At 67.5% G+C, this 19,373-nt stretch carries 14 protein-coding genes; 9 read left to right on the forward strand and 5 right to left on the reverse strand.

What is annotated here, in order from left to right; all coding sequences use genetic code 11:
* The first annotated feature begins 74 nt into the window (after positions 1–74).
* Complete coding sequence (locus tag FG94_RS06215; RefSeq protein ID WP_036208554.1) at positions 75–1,580, forward strand: response regulator; 1,506 nt, start codon at positions 75–77, stop codon at positions 1,578–1,580.
* A 224-nt stretch (positions 1,581–1,804) separates the two neighbouring features.
* On the opposite strand, the gene FG94_RS06220 is transcribed toward FG94_RS06215, so the two are convergent.
* Positions 1,805–3,745, reverse strand: a complete 1,941-nt coding sequence (locus FG94_RS06220; RefSeq protein WP_036208556.1) for a GAF domain-containing protein — start codon at positions 3,743–3,745, stop codon at positions 1,805–1,807.
* A gap of 94 nt (positions 3,746–3,839) precedes the next feature.
* On the reverse strand, positions 3,840–4,343 hold the full coding sequence (locus tag FG94_RS06225; RefSeq protein WP_036208558.1) for a hypothetical protein: 504 nt from the start codon (positions 4,341–4,343) through the stop codon (positions 3,840–3,842).
* Between the two features lie 557 nt (positions 4,344–4,900).
* Here FG94_RS06225 and FG94_RS06230 point away from each other — a divergent pair.
* The 3 genes from FG94_RS06230 (at position 4,901) to FG94_RS06235 (ending at position 8,072) form a co-directional block, all read left to right on the forward strand.
* On the forward strand, positions 4,901–5,287 hold the full coding sequence (locus FG94_RS06230) for a hypothetical protein (protein ID WP_036208560.1): 387 nt from the start codon (positions 4,901–4,903) through the stop codon (positions 5,285–5,287).
* Between the two features lie 124 nt (positions 5,288–5,411).
* The gene (locus FG94_RS25855; RefSeq protein WP_081925842.1) at positions 5,412–6,767 is read left to right on the forward strand and encodes a PAS domain-containing protein; all 1,356 of its coding nucleotides are present in this window, start codon (positions 5,412–5,414) and stop codon (positions 6,765–6,767) included.
* Positions 6,768–8,072, forward strand: a complete 1,305-nt coding sequence (locus FG94_RS06235) for a bifunctional diguanylate cyclase/phosphodiesterase (RefSeq protein WP_267872331.1) — start codon at positions 6,768–6,770, stop codon at positions 8,070–8,072.
* Between the two features lie 15 nt (positions 8,073–8,087).
* Here the strand turns inward: FG94_RS06235 and pcaF are convergent, their stop codons facing one another.
* A complete protein-coding gene (gene pcaF / locus FG94_RS06240) occupies positions 8,088–9,305 on the reverse strand; it encodes a 3-oxoadipyl-CoA thiolase (RefSeq protein WP_081925858.1) in 1,218 nt (405 codons plus the stop codon).
* On the opposite strand from pcaF, the gene FG94_RS06245 reads away from it, so the two are divergent.
* A complete protein-coding gene (locus FG94_RS06245; RefSeq protein WP_081925859.1) occupies positions 9,286–9,564 on the forward strand; it encodes an SDR family NAD(P)-dependent oxidoreductase in 279 nt (92 codons plus the stop codon). The two genes, pcaF and FG94_RS06245, sit on opposite strands and share 20 nt — an antisense overlap.
* A 570-nt stretch (positions 9,565–10,134) precedes the next feature.
* On the opposite strand, the gene FG94_RS06250 is transcribed toward FG94_RS06245, so the two are convergent.
* Positions 10,135–11,064 (reverse strand): LysR family transcriptional regulator, encoded by a 930-nt coding sequence (locus FG94_RS06250; RefSeq protein ID WP_036208562.1) that lies wholly within the window; start codon positions 11,062–11,064, stop codon positions 10,135–10,137.
* A gap of 119 nt (positions 11,065–11,183) precedes the next feature.
* Between FG94_RS06250 and FG94_RS06255 the strand changes: the two genes are divergently transcribed.
* Both FG94_RS06255 and FG94_RS06260 read left to right on the forward strand, forming a co-directional pair.
* Positions 11,184–11,576: a RidA family protein gene (locus FG94_RS06255; RefSeq protein WP_036208565.1), complete on the forward strand. Its 393-nt coding sequence runs from the start codon at positions 11,184–11,186 to the stop codon at positions 11,574–11,576.
* Between the two features lie 122 nt (positions 11,577–11,698).
* The gene (locus tag FG94_RS06260; RefSeq protein WP_152570867.1) at positions 11,699–12,184 is read left to right on the forward strand and encodes a hypothetical protein; all 486 of its coding nucleotides are present in this window, start codon (positions 11,699–11,701) and stop codon (positions 12,182–12,184) included.
* Here the strand turns inward: FG94_RS06260 and queC are convergent, their stop codons facing one another.
* Positions 12,185–12,895 carry a 7-cyano-7-deazaguanine synthase QueC gene (queC, locus tag FG94_RS06265; RefSeq protein WP_036208570.1) on the reverse strand — a complete coding sequence of 237 codons (711 nt, stop codon included), beginning with the start codon at positions 12,893–12,895 and terminating at the stop codon, positions 12,185–12,187.
* Between the two features lie 149 nt (positions 12,896–13,044).
* Between queC and FG94_RS06270 the strand changes: the two genes are divergently transcribed.
* Both FG94_RS06270 and FG94_RS06275 read left to right on the forward strand, forming a co-directional pair.
* Positions 13,045–14,895, forward strand: coding sequence for an autotransporter assembly complex family protein (locus FG94_RS06270; protein ID WP_036208572.1), 1,851 nt, complete (start codon positions 13,045–13,047; stop codon positions 14,893–14,895).
* Positions 14,895–19,352: a translocation/assembly module TamB domain-containing protein gene (locus FG94_RS06275; protein WP_036208574.1), complete on the forward strand. Its 4,458-nt coding sequence runs from the start codon at positions 14,895–14,897 to the stop codon at positions 19,350–19,352. The genes FG94_RS06270 and FG94_RS06275 overlap by 1 nt, the downstream gene beginning before the upstream one ends.
* Positions 19,353–19,373: the final 21 nt, after the last annotated feature.

Consider the following 19,373-nt stretch of genomic DNA (forward strand, 5'->3'; position numbering starts at 1 on the left):
GACTTGCGGCTATGTCTTATACGTTTCCCGCCGCCAAATGTTGCGATTGATCAACTCGAGCAAACGGTAAGCCTATGTCCTTCCTCTCCAACGCGGCGCCAAAGCTGGCTCCATGGAAAGTCCTGCTGGTCGACGACGAGCCCGACATCCATGACATCACCAAGCTGACCCTGTCCCGCTTCCGCCTCGACGGCCGCGCGCTGCAGTTCCTGCACGCCTACAGCGGCGAGGAGGCCAAGGCGGTGCTGGCACGCGAGAAGGACGTCGCCCTGGTGTTCCTGGACGTGGTGATGGAGCGCGAGGACAGCGGCCTGGAAGTGGCGCGCTGGATGCGCCAGGACCTGGACAACCAGTTCACCCGCATCGTGCTGCGCACCGGCCAGCCGGGCCAGGCGCCGGAAGAGCGCGTGATCGTCGATTACGACATCAACGATTACAAGGAAAAGACCGAGCTCGATCGCACCAAGCTGTTCACCACCACCTTCGCCGCCCTGCGCGCCTACCGCGACATCATGAAGGTCGAGGATGCGCGCCGCGCGCAGCAGACCTACCGCGAAGGCCTGGAACGCGTGATCGCCGCCTCGACCCACATCTTCCAACAGCGCAGCCTGAAGGATTTCGCCAACGGCCTGCTGCAGCAGGTGGTGGCGCTGCTGCGCCTGGAGCAGAGCATGCTGCTGCGCCTGAAGGGCGCGAGCGTGATCACGGGCGAGAGCCAGTACGAAGTGCTGGCCCAGATCGGCGACATGGAAGGCCACGAGATCGGCCACGAGCTGGTGGCCCAGCTGGACGACGCGCGCCACAACCGCATTTCGCGCCTGCACGGCGACACCTATGTCGGCTACTTCCCGAACCGCACCGGCAAGGCCTCGCTGCTGGTGCTCAAGGGCGTGGAAGAGATCGCGGAGATCGACGCCCAGCTGCTCGAGGTGTTCTGCTCGGGCGTGGCGATCGCCTTCGACAACATCCTGCTGAACCAGGAGATCACCGATACCCAGGCGGAGCTGATCCTGCGCCTCGGCGACGTGGTCGAGTCGCGCTCGAACGAAGCCGGCAACCACGTGCGCCGCATGGCCCAGGTCTGCCACCTGCTGGCCCAGGCTTCCGGCATGCCGGAAGACGAAGTCGCGACCCTGATGCACGCCGCGCCGATGCACGACGTAGGCAAGATCGCCACCCCGGACGCGGTGCTGCTCAAGCCGGGCAAGCTGACCGAGGACGAGTGGGAAGTGATGAAGCAGCACCCGACCGTCGGCCTGCAGATCCTGGACGGCTCGCAGCGCCCGATCCTGAAGGCCGCCGCCGTGATCGCCCACCAGCACCACGAGAAGTTCGACGGCAGCGGTTACCCGCAGGGTTTGCGCGGCGAGGCCATCCACCCCTATGCCCGCATCGTGGCGGTGGCCGACGTGTTCGACGCCCTGAGCCACAAGCGCTGCTACAAGGACGCCTGGCCGGCCGCCAAGGTGACCGAGCACCTGCGCGAGGTGGCGGGGCACCACCTGGATCCGTATTACGTGGATCTGCTCATCAAGAACATGGACAAGGCGCTGGAGATCAATGCGCAGTGGCCGGATTGAATGCGCGGGCTGCTCTCGCAACATGAACAGCCTCCATCCAACATTCTTACCCTTATCAGTTGAACCGTCATCCCGGCATAGGCCGGGATCCAATTCCGTCGCGTACCACCAGAACGATCGCAGTCGGTATGCATGCAAAATTGGATTCCGGCCTTCGCCGGAATGACGTGCCAAAGGCGCGGGCGGCTAGAGGCGTCTGCAATAAGCCTGGTACCGATCCACTCTTACTTCTTCAGCGAGCGCGGGAAGCGCAGCTGATACCGCAGCCCCTGCCCCGGCGCACTCTCCGCCGTCACCGTCCCGCCCAGCGCCCCCGTCACCAGGTTGTACAGGATGTGCGCCCCCAGTCCGCTGCCCCCTGTGCCGCGCTTGGTGGTGAAGAAGGGGTCGAACAGCTTGCCCAGCGTCTCCTGGTCCATTCCCACGCCGTCGTCCGCATAGTCGAACAGCACCTGCTCCCCCTCCTGCGCCACGCGGATCGTGATGCGTCCCGGCTGGTCGCGCTCGAAGCCGTGCAGCAGCGAGTTCACGACCATGTTGGTGACGATCTGCGAGACCGCGCCCGGCGAGCTGTCCAGCACCAGGTCCAGCGGGCAGTCCAGTTCCACCTTGATCGGCCGCCCCTTGAGCTTGGGCTGCAGCGACAGCAGCACTTCCTGCACGTAGCTGCACAGCTTGAAGTTACGGATGTCGCCCGAGGATTGGTCCACCGCCACCTGCTTGAAACTGCGCACCAGGCTCGCCGCGCGCTGGGTGTTGGTGGTCATGATGCGCAGCGACTGGTCGACGATGTCCAGGAAGCTGTTCAAGCTGTCCTCGGTCATCGTGCCCGCGGCCAGCTCTTCGCGCGTGAGCTTGAGTTCCTGCACCAGGTGGCTGGTGGCGGTCACGCAGATGCCCAGCGGGGTATTGATCTCGTGGGCCACGCCGGCCACCAGGCCGCCCAGCGACGCCATCTTCTCCTGGCGTACCAGTTCGCCCTGCGCCACCTGCAGCTTGTGCAGGGCTTCGTTCAGCGCCGCGTTCTGCACTTCCAGCGCCTCCTTGGTCTTGCGGATCTTGCGGTCGGCCTGCATGCGCGCCAGCGCCACCGCGACATGGCTGGCCATGAAGGCCAGCAGGTCCAGTTCCGCCTTGGTATAGGTCACCGACGGGTCGTAGCTCTGCACCACCAGCACGCCGTAGGGCTGGTCATGCACCAGCATCGGCGCGCCCATCCAGCTGGCGATGTCGGGGTTCCCGAAGGGCGCCCTGACCAGGCCGTTGGCGACCAGGTGCTTGACGCTGGTGGCGTCGTGGAGCTGGGCCTGCTTGCTCGTCAGGACGTAAGAGCACATGCCCTGCCCCACCGGGAAGCGCGTCACCGGGGCCGTACCGTCCTTCTCGTCCACGAAGTAGGGAATGCTGATTTCCTGGGTATCCGGATGGTGCAGCGCGATCAGGAAGTTCTTCGCCACCATCAGCTCGCCGATGATGTCATGCAGGCTGGTGGTCAGGGTGGCGGTGTCCAGCGCCTGGGCCGACAGGCTGGCGATCTGGTACAGCGCGTGCTGCACCTGCTCGGCGCGGCGGCGCTCGGCCACTTCGACCGCCAGCGCCGCGGTGCGCTCCTGCACCGCGCGCTCCAGCCGGTCCATGCTCTGCAGGCCCTGCAGCGCATTCGACACGTGGTTGGCGATTTCCGAGAACAGCGCCTGGTCTTCCTCGCTGTAGGTGACGCCCTGCGTATAACTCTGGATGACCATCGCGCCCAGCGCCTGGTGGTGGCGGTCGAGCAGGGGCGCGCCCATCCAGTGTTCGGCGGCGGCGCCGTGGCCCCACTGCATGCCTTCGCGCTCGCGCGCCAGGAAGTCGTCGGCGGTGATCATCAGGCGGCGCTTGTTCACCACCACCCACGAGGTCGGCGACTCTTCCGGCGCCGCCAGCCGCACCTTTTGCCCGCTTACCGGCACCTCGGCGTCGGCTTCGTCGACGAAGTACGGGAACCAGATCGTCCCCTCCTCGCGGTCGCACAAGGCCACATAAAAGTTGGCCGCATACATGATGCGGCCGAGCGCGCGGTGCACCGCGCCGATGAAGTCGACGATGTCGTTGCAGCTGGTCGACAGCTCCCCGATTTCGAGCAGCATCGACTGGACTGCTTCCAGCCGGGCGAGACGGTCCATTGCTTCCCCCAAGGTAATTAATTCCAATGGGAAATATTAGCAGTTCAGACCGTCCAGCCGAAGCCTTATTCGCGAAGTGTGGCGCAAAGCGCTCTTATGCGCGCGGGGCGCGGAAATCGTTCTCGATCCAGGCGTAAGCCGAGGCCGGGGTCAGCTTGAAGCTGGCCGGCACCCGCACCTTGGCCACCTGCTCGCCCATTTCGTCGGTGGCGGCCAGGATGGCGTAGGGGTCGTCGTCGTCCGGCACGATGTCCAGCGTCACCTTCAGTTCGCCGTTCTCGGTGGAGACCGTGGTCTTCTTGTGCAGGATCGCGTGCAGGTGCTGCTCATGGCGGCGGATCACTTCGGACGCCGTCTTGATCAGCGTGTTGAAGGCATTGACGTCGAGCGGCTTCGGGTTCTTCTTGTCGCGTCCCATGGTCCAGGGGCCGACCAGGGCCGGTTCCCGCTCGCCATCCTTGTACATGGCAACCGCCCAGCCTTCGTCGTCGTCGTTCTTGATCACGCGCGCGGTCCAGCCGTTCCCCTGCCACAGGCGGGGTTCCTGCACCAGGGCGTTCTCTTCGCCTTCGTGCTCGTGTTCGTCGTGTTCGTTCATGGTCGTGTTTCCCTATGCCTCAAAGCAGAGATCATAGAGGAAACCGGCCCCAGGAAGAAGCCCGTTTGGCTTAAGCCTCAGGCATAACGGGGGCAGCGCCAGTCGGGACCGCGTGGCGGCCGTACCGGCGGGCGCACCGGGGTCGGGCGCGGATCGACCGCGGGAGAGGGCGTCTCCCGATTGAACGGATTGATGATGATCGGCGGGATGGTAGGTGGCGCCGATGGCGGGCCTTTGGGACCGCTGTTGGCCAACGCGGGATGCAGAACGGCCAGGTGGTCCCCCATTTTCTGGATGACAGCGTGCATAGGATCCCCCTGCTTCAGGAACAGGCTGTCAGTATAGGAAAGGATACGTTCATTACAAGGCCAAATCGACCACGTTTGTTGCCGCGCGGTTGTACTGTCTTCATCCACTTATCGCGTCTGCACGCGTCCCGGCGCGTCAATTATGCAGTTTGTCGCAAAGCCGTGGCCGCAGCCGGCGCGGGCTCTTACAGTTCAACCATGCCGCGACGAAAAGCGCACCCGAAAACCAGCCCACTGAAGAGGACCACCATGAAAAACTTTGCCAAGATCGCCATCCTGTTCCTGTTTGCCGTCCTGCTGCTGGACATCGCCTTCGATGCCGCCGACTTCATGAGCTTCAACATCGACGGCGACGAGGTCGATGGTCCGCTGGGCGCCCTGCTGGCCGTGATCTTCGCCGGCGGCGGCTTGGTGATTGCCGGCGTGGTCATGCTGGTGGTGGGCGCAGTACTGGCGGTGGTGTTCGCCGGCGTGGGCGTGATCGTCGTCGGCGCGCTCGGCTTTGCCGCGGTGGCCGTCGCGCTGGCACTGTCGCCGCTGCTGCTGCCGCTGCTGGTGCCGGTGGCGATCATCTGGTACCTGGTCAGCCGCAGCCGCAAGGCCCCGGTCGCCGAGCCGGTGCACAAGGCGGCCTGATCTCCGCAGCGCGAGTCCAGGACGGCCGGGAACTTCCCGGCCGTTTTACTTGGCGGTGCGACGTGCGGCGCCCGTCAATACGGAACAGGTAAAATCGGCGTAAGACCACTACGCCTGTTCCAAGATGCAAGTCCGGCCCCCGCCCGCCGTCCGCACGATCCGCCCTACTCCGCTGTCGCGGCTCGTGATCGTCACGGCCGGGCTGATCGCCGCACTGGGCCTGATTACCGGTGCGATGCTGTACGCCAGCTACCAGGACGCGCTGCGCGAACAGCAGGTCACCCTGCGCAACGTCGCCATCGCCTTCGCCGCGCAGACCGCGGGCGTGGCCCAGGCGATCGACAGCGCCGCACAGCAGGCGGCGCGCATGCTGCTGGTACAGGACGCGCCACCCTCTTCCGGGATAGCCGACGGCCGCGATGGCCTGGCCCACCCCTACCTGGCACGCATCGTCCTGTTCGACACCGCCGGCCAAACAGTCGGCAGCGTCATGCCGGGCAGCAGTTCGCGTGACCTGCCCCCCATCAAGCCGCCCGCCGGCGACATCCCGCGCCGCATCACGATCACCGACATCGATCGCAGCACCGGGCGCGGCATCCTGAATTTCGTGCACCCGGTGCGCGACCGCAGCGGCCGGCGCATCGGCACCGTGGTGGCGCAGGTCGACTCGGTGCGTTTCGAGCAGCTGTACAACCTGGTGGAACTCGGCAACGGCGGCTCGGTCACCCTGCTGCACCGCGACGGCACCATGCTGGTACGCGGCCCCGGCTTCCCGGCCGGCATCGGCCGCTCCTTCGCCGACACGCCGCTGTTCCGCGTGCAGCTGCCGCGCGCCAGCCGGGGCAGCTTCGAGGCAACCAGCCCGATCAACGGCACGGCCGGCCTGTACGGCTACGACGTGGTGGAGGGCTTCGACCTGGTGATCATCACCGGCATGGCACGCTCGGTCGCGCTGGAAGCATGGTACGGGCGGCTGTGGACAGCCCTGGCCTTCTACCTGCTGCTCGCGCTCGTGCTGTCGCTGCTGGCCTGGCGGGTGGCGCGCGCCCCCCGCCGCCAGTTCGGCCTGATCGACATGGTATCCAGCAGCGAGGCGCGGCTGGCCAAGAGCTTCGACTACCTGGCCTCGATCGTGAACGCGGTGGGCGCGCCGATCTGGGTGCTGGACGGCGCGCGCCGCATCGTGCTGGCCAACGAGGCCTTCGCGCGCCTGGTCGGACGCCCGCGCGAGAGCCTGCCGGGTCTGGACGAAAGCGCGGTGCTCGATGGCGCCGCCGCCGAGCGCGAGCGCCGCTACGCCGCGGTGCTGGCGCATGGCGGCACCGTGGACGCGACCGGCACCATGCACGACGGCAGCGGCGAAAGCCGCACCGTGATCCAGCTGACTTCGCGCCTTGCCGGCGACGACGGCACGGCCCACCTGGTCAACGTGCTGACCGATATCACCGAGCGCGAACGCGCCGAGGCGCGCCTGGCCTAGCTGGCCGAATTCGACGCCATCACCGGCCTGCCGAACCAGGCCCAGTTCTGGCGCCTGCTGGAAGGACGCATCTCGGCCGATGCGGCCGCCGCGGAGGGCGGGCGCGGACTGGCCGTGGTCGCGCTGGTGCTCGAGCGCCTGCACGAGATCGTCGACCTGCTCGGCCACGAGGCCGGCGACCGCGCCCTGCGCCAGGTGGCCGATTTGCTGCGCGGGGCCTGCGGTGAGGGTGACGAAGGCGCCGTGGCGGCGCGCATCCGCGGCAGCGAGTTCGCCTTCGTGCTCGATGCCGGCGGCGGGCGCCGGCAGGTGGAAAGCTTCGCCCTGAAGCTGCACGCGCTGATGTCGGGACCGCTGCACGTGGATGGGCGCGATTTCTTCCTCGAGCCGGTGCTGGGCGTGGCCCTGTATCCGCGCGACGGCCGCAACGCGGACGCGCTGTACCGCAGCGCGCAAGGCGCCGCCAGCGGCGCCGGCATCGAGCTCGACGAAGCGGTGCACTTCTTCTCGGCCAGCCGGCACACCGAACTCGGGCAGCGCCTCACCGTCGAGGCGCACCTGCGCCGCGCGCTCGAGCGCGGCGAGCTGCGCCTGGTCTACCAGCCCAAGGTGACGGTGCGCGAGCAGCAGCTGGTCGGTTTCGAAGCCCTGCTGCGCTGGACCAATCCCGAACTGGGCGCCGTCTCGCCGCTCGACTTCGTGCCGATCGCGGAACGCACTGGCCTGATCATCCCGATCGGCGCCTGGGTGCTGGAGCAGGCCTGCCGCCAGATGCAGGACTGGGCGGCGCGCTTCGGCCGTCCCGTGAAGGTGGCGGTCAACCTGTCTCCGCGCCAGTTCCATCAGAAGTCCCTGCTCGACACCATCCGGCGTTGCCTGAGCCAGTACCGGGTGCCTGAAGGCAGCCTGGAACTGGAGATCACCGAGACCGCCCTGATGAGCCGTGAGCAGGAAGTGGACCGGCTGATGCGCGAGATCCGCCGGCTGGGCGTGGACCTGGCGATCGACGATTTCGGCACCGGTTACTCGAGCCTGGCCTACCTGAAGCGTTTTCCGGTGTCGCGCCTGAAGGTGGACCGAGCGTTTATCCGCGACCTCGGGCGCGACGAGGACAGCGCCGCGATTGCACTGTCGATCGTCAACCTGGCGCGCGGCCTGAAGCTGCAGGTGGTGGCCGAGGGCGTCGAGACCGAGGCCCAGCTGGCGATGCTGCGCGAGATGGCCTGCGACGAATACCAGGGTTTCCTGTTCAGCAAACCGCTGGAAAGCGCCGATGTGGAGGCGCTGCTGGGGCGCCCGGCCTGAGCGCCCCTGCGTGATCTACACGCGTTCGATCATCAGGGCGATGCCCTGGCCGACCCCGACGCACATGGTGCACAGCGCGAAGCGGCCCTTGGTGCGCTGCAGCTGGTAGGTCGCGGTCGTCACCAGGCGCGCGCCCGACATGCCGAGCGGATGGCCGAGCGCGATCGCGCCGCCGTAGGGATTCACGCGCGGATCGTCGTCGGCGACACCCAGTTCGCGCAGCACGGCCAGGCCCTGGGAAGCAAACGCCTCGTTCAGTTCGATGAGATCGACCTGGTCGAGCGTCATGCCCAGCTGGCGCAGCAGTTTCTGCGCCGCCGGCGCCGGACCGATGCCCATCACGCGCGGCGCCACGCCGCTCGCGGCCATGCCGACGATGCGGGCGCGCGGGACCAGGCCGTAGGCCTGCGCGGCTTCCGCGTTCGCCAGCAGCAGCGCGCAGGCGCCGTCGTTCACGCCCGAAGCGTTGCCGGCGGTGACGCTGCCGTCCGCACGCACCACGCCCTTGAGCCGGCCCAGCGCTTCCAGGCTGGTCTCGCGCGGGTGCTCGTCACGGTCGAAAGTCAGTGCCTGCGCCGTCCCCGCTGCGCGGCGACTTTGCGGCACCAGCACCGGCACGATCTCTTCCGCAAACAGGCCGTCGCGCTGCGCCTGGGCCGCCTTCTGCTGGCTCCTGAGGGCGAACAGGTCCTGGTCGGCCCGCGAGACGCCGTAGTCGACGGCGACGTTTTCCGCCGTCTCCGGCATCGCATCGAGGCCGTGCAGCTCCTTCATGCGCGGGTTCGGGAAGCGCCAGCCGATGGTCGTGTCGTAGATCGCCGCATTGCGCGAGAAGGCGCTGTCGGCCTTGCCCATGACGAAAGGCGCGCGCGTCATCGATTCGACGCCGCCGGCGATCATCAGGCGCGCTTCGCCGCTGCGGATGGCGCGCGCGGCGCTGCCGACCGCGTCCAGCCCCGAGCCGCACAGGCGGTTGACGGTGGAACCCGGCACCTCCTGGGGCAGGCCCGCCAGCAGGAGCGACATGCGCGCCACGTTGCGGTTGTCCTCGCCGGCCTGGTTGGCGCAGCCGAGAATCACGTCGTCGACGGCGCGCCAGTCCACGCCCGGGTTGCGGCGCATCAGTTCGCGCAGCGGCACCGCCCCCAGGTCGGGGCTGGGCGGCGACTGGGAGCTGTTCGCCTGCAACACCTCGAAGGGCGCCGTCAGCAACATGGTGCGCGCGATGGCCATGGATGCGGCCAAGGATGGGGTGCGGGTGAACGCCGTCAATCCGAGCTTCACGGTATCCCGGATGACCGAGGACATGGTGAACGATCCCGAGCTGGTCGCCGAATTCAACAAGCGCATGCCGCTCGGCGCGCCCGAGGATCCGGAGGGGGTGGCGGCGGCGATGGCCTTCCTGGCGAGCGAGGATGCGCGCCTGATCACGGGGGTGAACCTGCCGGTGGATGCCGGCTTGATGGCTTCTAACGGACAGCCGCACCAGTAGTCATTGCACCAACCGGGAATGCACGAAGTGCAAGGCCGTGTGTCCGCCCTGCGCCAATGGAAGCGAAATCGAGAATCAGCAGCCACGGCAACGCCCTCGCTGTCCGCCGTGATCGGTCCGCCATGCAGTTTCGCTGGCTCAGCGTCAATCGACGATGACTGTGCGGGGAAGTGAGAGCTGGATTGACCTGTCCAGCTGCCAGTCATAGTGAGTACGACAATTCCGACAAGGAAACGCTCCGCCTGCTGGCACTATTGTCGAGCACCCAAGGACTACGATGTAGCTAACTTGTACAGCGCCGAGGAATCATGCCGGTCCAGTTAGCAAACACATCGAGAAAGTGCCGCGAAGGCAGTTACTGCGGTAGAACCAGTGCCAAAAGCGGACTGCGAAAACACGTTCGCAGTAAAACCGGCGATGGCTATCCTGCGAGCGTCGATAGCGCCGAACTGGAAATGGCATGCCGGCGAATTCGACGGCAGCAAATTGCATCCGCCCCTGCCCGATCGCGCGCAGTTGAAGATGCTTGGTGGAAAAGCTTGTCGATCGAAGCACAAACCGCCGTTCGTATCAGCCGTACCGATCGTTCTCGCGCTTTCCCGCCACCGGCGCATGCTGCCCCATCAACTCCACGATCCAGTCGATAAACACCCGCAGCGCCTTGCCCAGGTAACGGTTGGGCGGATAGGCCACGTACAGCGGCATCGGATCGATCTCCCAGTCCGCGAACAAGCGCACCAGATCGCCCCTGGCCGCATGCTCGCGCACCATGTAGTCGGGCAGCCACAGCACGCCCAGTCCCGCCACCCCGGCCGTCAGGTAGGCGTTGCCGTCGTCGATCGCCAGCACGTAGCGCCCGCCGATCTTCACCGTCTCGCCGTCCCTGTGCATGGCGTAGGGCAGGCCGTTGGCCCAGCGGAAGCGCACGATGCGGTGGCGCGGGTCCTGCAGTTCATTGGGGTGCAGTGGCGTGCCGGCCTGCGTCAGGTAGGAAGGCGCCGCGTACACGCCCAGCTGCAGGTCGCCGACGTGGCGCGCCACCAGCGACAGGTCGGACACCTGGCCGCCGCGCACCACGCAGTCGACGTTCTCGCCGATCAGGTCGACCTTGCGGTCGCTGGCGCCGAGGTCGAACTGGATCTCCGGATAGCGCGCGTGGAAGGCCGGCAGCGCCGGCACCAGGATCATGTTGGCGAACGGACTGGGCACGTCCACTCGCAGCAGGCCGCGCGGCGCTGTGGATGAACCGGGGAGGTTGTTCTCGATGTCGTGCAGCTCGGCCAGCAGGCGCACCACGCGTTCGTAGTAGGCGGCGCCATCGGCGGTGACATTCACCTTGCGTGTGGTGCGGTTGAGCAGCTTGAGGCGCAGGTGGGCTTCCAACTGCTGCACCAGCTGGGTGACGCTGGTGCGGCTCATGCCGAGGGTCTCGGCCGCCTTGGTGAAGCTGCCCGCCTCGACTACCCGGACGAATGCCCGCATGCCGTCAAACCTGTCCATGTCGCCCCCACTCCAGAATTGTGCAGATTATACAAACAGTCTTGACGCCATTTGACGGTTTATTTGTGCAAATCAGAGCGCTACAGTGCAGGCATCCACCAACAGCAAGGAGTGCCTTGATGACTACCCGTGACGTCGTTTTCCCCGCCGGCCGCCAGGCCTTGTATGAGAAGAACCGCTATTCCCCGGCCGTGCGCTCGGGCGGCTTCCTGTTCGTATCCGGCCAGGTGGGTAGCCGCGAGGACGGCTCGCCCGAACCGGAACTGGACGCCCAGGTACGCAGGGCCTTCCAGAACCTGAATGCCGTGCTGGATGCGGCCGGCTGTACTTTTGGGGACGTGGTCGACGTGACCATCTTCATCGTCGATCCGGAAGCGAAGTTCGAACGCATCTGGGAAGTGGCGCGCGAATACTGGGGCGAGGCCCCCTACCCCAACATCACGGCGGTCGGCGTGACCTGGCTGTACGGCTTCCAGTTCGAGATCAAGGCGATCGCCCGGATACCGGAATGACGCGCAGGCCGGCGATGTGATCTTCCGCGCATTTTCGGCCGCGCGGAATCGGGCATGATGGCGACATACCATCCGCCATCCTTCATCCCATGCCTGCTTCGATACCGACCTTCGTTGCCGTATTGCTCATCCTGGCCGGTAGCGCGGCCATCCCGGCCTCGGCATGCCGGCTGTACTCCGAAGAGGAAGTCGCCCGCGGCCGCGAGGATGCCCTGCGCAGGATGCAAGCAAAGGTGCTGGCGCTCACGGACGAAGCCGACCTGGTGTTTGTCGGCTACCTGCAGAAACTGACGCACCATGACATGACCGTCGATGCCGATTCCGCCTCGCCCACCGTCATGCGGGCACACCAGGCAAGCTTCCTCCATCCCACTGAAATCAAAGGCAAGTACCCGACAGGCCTGGCGCTGGGCTTCCGGACCAACCAGACCCGGGTCGTGGTCAATTGCCAGAGCAACATTCGGGACAGCTTGCCGACGGTGAAAGACGTCGGCCAGACCTTTCTTGTCTACGCTAAAGAGGGAAGAATCCTCAGGGTCAGCCGTATTCCGGAACAGCTGCTCATGGACGGCAGGCAGGAAGCGGAGCTCTTGCGCAACAGCCCATAATCAGGCGGCCTTGCCCGCCACGTACTGCTCGTAGCCGCGCGCCCGCAGCGCGCACGCCGGGCAGGTGCCGCAACCGTGGCCCCAGGCATGTGCCTCCCCGCGCTCGCCCAGGTAGCAGGTATGGGTATCGAAGCGGATCAGGTCCACCAGCGCGTCGCCGCCGCAATCCTGGGCCAGCTGCCAGGTCTGGGCCTTGTCGATCCACATCAGCGGCGTCTCCACCTTCAGGCGCGTGGCCATGCCGAGGTTCAGGGCCACCTGCAGCGCCTTCATGGTGTCGTCGCGGCAGTCCGGGTAGCCCGAGAAATCGGTCTCGCACATGCCGCCCACCAGCACATTCAGGCCGCGCCGGTAGGCCACCGTGGCCGCCACCATCATGAACATCAGGTTCCGGCCCGGCACGAAGGTGTTGGGCAGGCCGTTTTCCTGCATCGCGATCGCCACGTTGCTGGTCAGGGCGGTATCCGATATCTTGCCGATCAGGGACAGGTCGATCATGTGGTCCTCGCCCAGGCGCGCATCCCAGTCCGGCCTCAATGCGCGCATTTTCGCGAGCAGCGGCAGCCGTACGTCCAGCTCGATGGCGTGGCGCTGGCCATAATCGAAGCCGATCGTCTCCACGCGAGCATAGCGCTGCAGCGCCCACGCGAGGCAAGTGGTGGAGTCCTGGCCGCCGCTGAAGAGGACGAGGGCGCTATCGTTGGTTTGCATGATCGTAGTCCGTGGACGGAAGAAACCGCGAATTCTGGCATAAAAGAGACGCTTGCGTGAACCGGCATTGGCCGCACTGCTGGGCCAAGAGTCCGTCATCGTTTTTGCCAATCCGTTAAGATTGCCATGAATTTTATCCACGGAGTGTTATGTTTCCTGCAAGATCGATCCCGCGCCGTTTGCGCCCCCTGCCCCGTCTCCTGGCCGGCATGGGCGCATTGCTATTTGCAACGACACTGCATGCACAGGGAATCGATTACCAGGTCCGCATCGACGCCCCGCGCCAGATCGAGAACATGCTCGAGGAAAACCTCGACCTGATGCGCTGGCGCGGCAACTCGCGCGTGGATATGGAACAGCTGCAACGCCTGGTCAAGGAAGCCCCGGAACAGGCCAAGACCTTCATCGCTACCGAGGGCTATTACTCGCCCAAGATCTCGGCCGGCCTGGATACCAGCGGCGGCCAGCCGGTGGCGCGCATCATCGTCGATCCGGGCCCGGCTACCGTGGTCGGCGACGTCGACCTGGTGCTGCAGGGCTTCGCCCCGATCGACGAGGGCAGCGTCCCGTTCGACGCCGGCGCCCTGCGCCAACGCTGGTCGCTGCCGGTCGGCGCGCGCTTCCGCCAGGAGGATTGGGAAGCCGCCAAGCGCGGCCTGCTGCGCGAAGTGTCACAGACGCGCTTCCCGCGCGCCCGCCTGGTGGAAACCAGCGCCACCGTCGACCCGGAAGAACAACGCGCCCTGCTGCGCGTGGTCATCGACAGCGGCCCGGAAATGCGCTTCGGCGAGCTGCGCATCCGCGGCCTGAAGCGCTATCCGCGCGAGGTCATCACCAACCTGAACAAGATCAATCCGGGCGACCAGTACAGCGAGGCGGCGCTGACCGCCCTGCAGTCGCGCCTGCAGGACACCGGCTACTTCAGCAGCGTCGAGGTGAGCGCCGACATGCGCCAGGTGCTCAACGCCGAGCTGCAGGAACTGAAGGAAGGCGACGACGACGCGGACGCCAACCCGGCCACGCCGGAACCGCCCACCGGCCCCACCGTGCTGCCGGTGCTGGTGCGCGTGGTCGAGAACAAGCGCAAGAACGTCGAGGTCGGCGTCGGCTTCTCGACCGACACCGGCGCCCGCGTCCAGGCCAGCTACGACGACCTGAACGTGCTCGGCAAGCGCATGAAGAGCGACCTCATTTATGAACAGAAGCGCCAGACCGCGCGCGTCGACTTCTTCTGGCCGACCACGCCCAAGGGCTACAACGACAGCGTCGGCGCCGGCGTCGAGCGCAACGACGTGCGCGGCGAGATCACCACCCTGGCCACGGTCGCGGCGCGCCGCCAGTGGGGCTCGCCCCTGCTCGAGCGCAGCCTGACGCTCGAAGCGCTGGTCGAAAAACGCGAAGTGCCGCCGAGCGAGCCGACCACGACGCGCAGCCTGCCGCTCACCTACGCCATCACCAAGCGCAAGCTCGACAGCCTGATCCAACCGACCAACGGCTACGTGCTGCAGGGCCAGCTGGGCGGCGCGCTGCTGCCGATCCTGACCGACGAAAAATTCCTGCGCCTCTACCTGCGCGGCCAGATGTTCAAGCCGCTCGGCGAAGCCGGCACCCTGGTGCTGCGCGGCGAGTTCGGCGGGGTAGCGGCCAAGGAAAAGCTGGGCGTGCCGTCCACCTTCCTGTTCCGCGCCGGCGGCGACCAGTCGGTGCGCGGCTACGGCTACCGCGAACTGGGCGTGCGCGAGAACGGCGCCATCGTCGGCGGCAAGTACCTGCTCACCGCGAGCGCCGAATACCAGTATTTCTTCCGCCCGCCCTGGGGCGTGGCCGTGTTCTATGACGTCGGCAACGCCGCCGACAAGGTCGGCGACCTGAAACCGAAATCCGGCTTCGGCGTCGGCGCGCGCTGGCGCAGCCCGGTTGGCCCGATCAACGTCGACCTGGCCTACGGCCATGCCGTGAAAAAGGCGCGCCTGCACTTCTCCCTGGGATTCACCTTCTGATGGACACGAACGACAACACCCCGCCCCAGGCGCCGGCACCAGCACCGCACAAGCGCCGCTGGCCGCGCCGCGTCGCCATCGGCGTGGTCGTCACCGGCGTGATCGTCGGCGGCACGCTCTGGTACCTGGGCCGCGAAACCACGCTGCAGATGATCGCGCAGAAGGTCGCCGCCTCCACCGGCGGCAAGCTCACCCTGACCGGCGTGCGCGGCTCCCTGTACGGCGCCATGTACATCGAACGCGCGGTGTGGCGCACCGACGAGCAGCTGGTCATCGCCAACAAGATCAACCTGCACTGGTCGCCCGCGCAGATCGTCTCGCGCGGCATCCTGGTGGACAAGCTGCACGCGGCCAACCTGCGCGTCGAGACCCTCAAGGAAACCGAGGAGCGCTCGCCGATGCCGGCGAAACTCGCGCCGCCCTTCACGGTCTCGATCGACGATGCGCGCCTGAACCGCGCCACCTTCGTCAACCAGGGCGCGGAAACCCACATCGACAACATCCGCCTGCGCGTCGAGGGCAACAAGCAGCGCTGGCAACTGCGCGACGCCGCCGCCGTGACGCCCTGGGGCATTGTTGCCGGCGCCGGCACGATCGGCGCCCAGCGCCCGTTCAAGCTGGACGCCACCGCCAGCCTGACCCAGTCGCAGGCGAAAGCCGAAGGTGGGGTAACTTCGCGCGCCGCGCAGCTGCGCCTCAAGCTCGGCGGCGACCTGCAGACCACCCTGGTGGACGCCACCGGCCAGGCCGGCCGCGCCGTGGGCGACGCCCACTTCGTGCTCTCGCCCTATGCCGAGATCCCGCTGCGCGAAATGCGCATCAACGGCCGCAATGTCGACCCGGGCTTCTTCAACCCGGCGCTGCCGACCGCCGACCTGACTTTCGCCATCGCCGGCAAGCTGGACGACAAGCGCAACATCAGCGGCCGGGTCGACATCAGCAACGACGGCCCGGAAGGCACGATCGACCAGCAACGCCTGCCGCTGCGCCTGATGCGCGGGCAGCTGGGCGGCAACCTGGACGCCCTGCAGGTGTCCGACGTGCTGATGGATTTCGGCGCCGCCGGCCGCTTCACCGGCACCGGCGGCGTGCAGCGCGACAAGGACGAGGAAGGTCTGGGGACTGCGCGCTTCACCCTGCACACCGACCGCTTCGACCTGAAGGGCATCTACTCCACCATGAAACCGACCGCGATCCGTGGCGACATCCAGGTGACGAATGCCGGCGATACGCAAACCCTGCAGGCCAACCTGGCCGACAAGTCCCTGCGCCTGGCCGCGCTGGCGACGCTGCAGAACAACGTGGTCACGATGCGCGAAGCGCGCCTGTCCAGCGGCAGCAGCCGCGTGGACGTCAGCGGCAACATGAACCTGCTGGACGACAAAGCCTTCAAGGCCAGCGCCAACGCCAGCCGCTTCAACCCGGCCGATTTCGGCGACTTCCCGGCAGCCGACATCAACGCCAGCGTCAACGTGGCCGGTGCGCTCGCCCCGGCCTGGCGTGTAGATGCCGACTTCGCGGTGCGCCGCAGCCGCCTGCTGAACCAGGCGCTGTCGGGCGCCGGCAAACTGCACGCCGACGCCAAGCGCATCAGCGGCATCGACGCCGACCTGGCGCTGGGCCAGAACACGGTGGCCTTGAACGGCGCCTTCGGTGGCCCCAATGACCGCCTGCAATGGCGCGTCGACGGACGCCAGCTGTCGGCGCTGCGCAGCGACCTGTACGGCGCGATCACCGCCAACGGCGTCGCCACCGGCACCATGGCCCCTTCTCCCACCTTGCGCACCAGCTTCGAGGTGAATGCGAATGGCCTGGGCTGGGTGGCCGCCCAGCGCAAGAACGCCAACGGCAGCCTGCGCGCCAGCGGCGACGCCTGGCTGGCCGGCAGCGAAGGCGCGCGCTTCGTGGAAGCGAAGATGAGCGGCGCGATGCAGCGCTTCAATCCGGCTGCCTTCGGTTCGCCCCTGGCCGGATCGATCAACGGCGCTTTTGACGCCAGCGGCCGCAGCGGCGCCGACTGGCGCGGCGCGGTCGACCTGCGGGTGCAGGACTCGACCCTGTCGAATTCGCCGCTGTGGGGCCACGCCAAACTCACGGCCGACCGCCGTCACGTTTCGAACGCCGACGTCGACCTGCACGTGGGCGCCAACGTGCTCGCCGCCAAGGGCAGCTTCGGCGCCGTCAAGGACCAACTGGGCTGGCGCATCGACGCCCCGCAGCTGGCCGCGCTCGGGCCCGACTTCGCCGGCGTGCTGCGCGGCCAGGGCACGCTGTCGGGCACCATGGATGCGCCGTCCTTCAGCGCCGCGCTGGAAGGCCAGAACCTGCGCCTGCTCGGCACCCACAGCATCCGCGCCTTGCGCGCCAACGCCAACCTGGCCTCCGGCCGCGGCGCCAACGACGCGCTGGCAACCGACATCCAGGTCACCGAATACGCCAGCGGCGATACGCGCGTGGCGTCGGCCAGCCTGAAGACCGAAGGCACGCGCGGCGCCCACACCCTGCGCGCGGCCGCGGTCGGCGACGCCTTCGATGCCAACCTCGAGGTGCGCGGCGGCTTCGCGCGCGACACCTGGAGCGGCACCCTGGCCGCGCTGCAGAACCGCGGCCGCTACGCGATGACGCTGCAGGCGCCGGTGCCGCTACGCATCAGCGGCGCGCCCGGCAGCGGATTCATGGGCCTGGCCAAGCCGCAGAGCATCGCCTTCAACGGCGCCGTCATTCGCCTACCGGCCGGCAGCATCACGGTCGACTCGCTGGTCAAGAACGGCCCGCGCTGGGCCAGCCGCGGCCATGCGGACAACGTACCGCTCACCTACCTGTCGCAGTTCTCGCCGGCCATCCGCGACAACGCGCGCGGCGACCTGACCCTGGGCGCCAAGTGGGAACTCGACCTGCGTACCGCGACCGCCACTGGCGGCGCGCCGGCACTGGACGGCATGGTCCACGTCTTCCGCGAAAAGGGCGACGTGATCGCCGGCGGCGACCGGCCGGTGCCGCTCGGCCTGCGCACCTTCGAGGCGCGCGCCGACGTCGTCGGCAGCTCGCTGAAGGTCGGCCTCGACCTCGACGGCGCCCGCACCGGCAGCGTCGAGGTCGACGCCACCGCCCAGCTGCTGCAGGGCCGCCTGGACGGCGACAGCCCGCTGCGCATGACGGCCAGGGCCGACATGGGCTCGATCGCCTGGCTGGCCTCGTTCGCCGGCCAGTCCGGGCTCGAGCTGGACGGCGCGCTGCGCCTGGCCCTGACAGGATCCGGCACGATCGGCACGCCGCGCCTGGACGGCAGGGTGCAGGGCGACAGGCTGGCGGTGCGCTGGCCCGAACAGGGCGTGCGCCTGCAAAACGGCGAGCTGCGCGCCAGCCTGGCCGGCGACCAGCTGCAGCTGCAACGCCTGTACTTCCAGGGCCGCCAGGGCAGCGCTTCGGCCGACGGCTTCCTGCGCTTTTCCAGCGGCCTGGCCGCGGCCGACCTGCGCCTGACGCTGGACAAGCTCGAAGCGCTGTCGCGCCCGGACCGCACCGTGGTCCTCAGCGGCAAGGCCTCGCTGGTGCGCGACGCCGAGCGCTTCGCGATCGAGGGCAACGTGCGTGCCGACCGCGCCCTGATCGAATTCGCGCCGCAGGGCCGGCCGACCATGTCCGACGACGTCATCGTGCTGGGCCAGGGCGGCACCAGGCCGCAGCCCTCGAACAAGAAGGAAGAGCTGCCGCTCACCATCGACCTGCGGGCCGACCTGGGCGAGGAATTCAGGCTGCGCGGCCTGGGCATCGACGCCACGCTGGCCGGCAATGTGCGCATGCGCAAGGTCGGCGCCGGCGCGCCGCGCGTGAACGGCACCATCCGCGCCGTTGAAGGCGACTACGCCGCCTATGGCCAGAAGCTCGAAATCCGGCGCGCCGTCATCACCTTCAGCGGCCCTCACGACAATCCGGCGCTGGACGTGCTCGCGGTGCGCGCGCGCCCCGAGGGCGAGCAGCTGTCGGACACCAACGTGGAAGCCGGCGTGCAGGTGCGCGGCACGGCCCAGGCGCCGGAAGCGCGGCTGGTGTCGACGCCCAACGTGCCGGACAGTGAAAAACTGTCCTGGCTGGTGCTCGGCCACGGCATGGAAGGCACCAGCGGCAACGAGAAGGACGTGCTGGCGGCGGCCGCCGGCGCCCTGCTCGGCGGCAAGGGCGGCACCGGCGGCATCACGCAAAAGCTGGCGACCTCGCTCGGCGTGGACGAACTGGGGCTGAAGCAGGCCAACGGCGGAAACGGCGGCCTGGCGGACACGGTGGTGACGGTCGGCAAGCGCATCTCGTCGCGCACCTACCTCAGCTTCGAACAGGGCGCGACCACCGCCTCGAGCCTGGTGCGCCTGCGTTACAAGTGGACCCCGCGCATCACGCTGCAGTTCCAGACCGGCACCAATACCGCGCTGGACGTGCTGTACGCCTGGGCTTTCGACTGACAGAACTGGACGCAACCGGAG

The organism is Massilia sp. LC238, assembly GCF_000735635.1.
Taxonomy (GTDB): domain Bacteria; phylum Pseudomonadota; class Gammaproteobacteria; order Burkholderiales; family Burkholderiaceae_D; genus Telluria; species Telluria varians.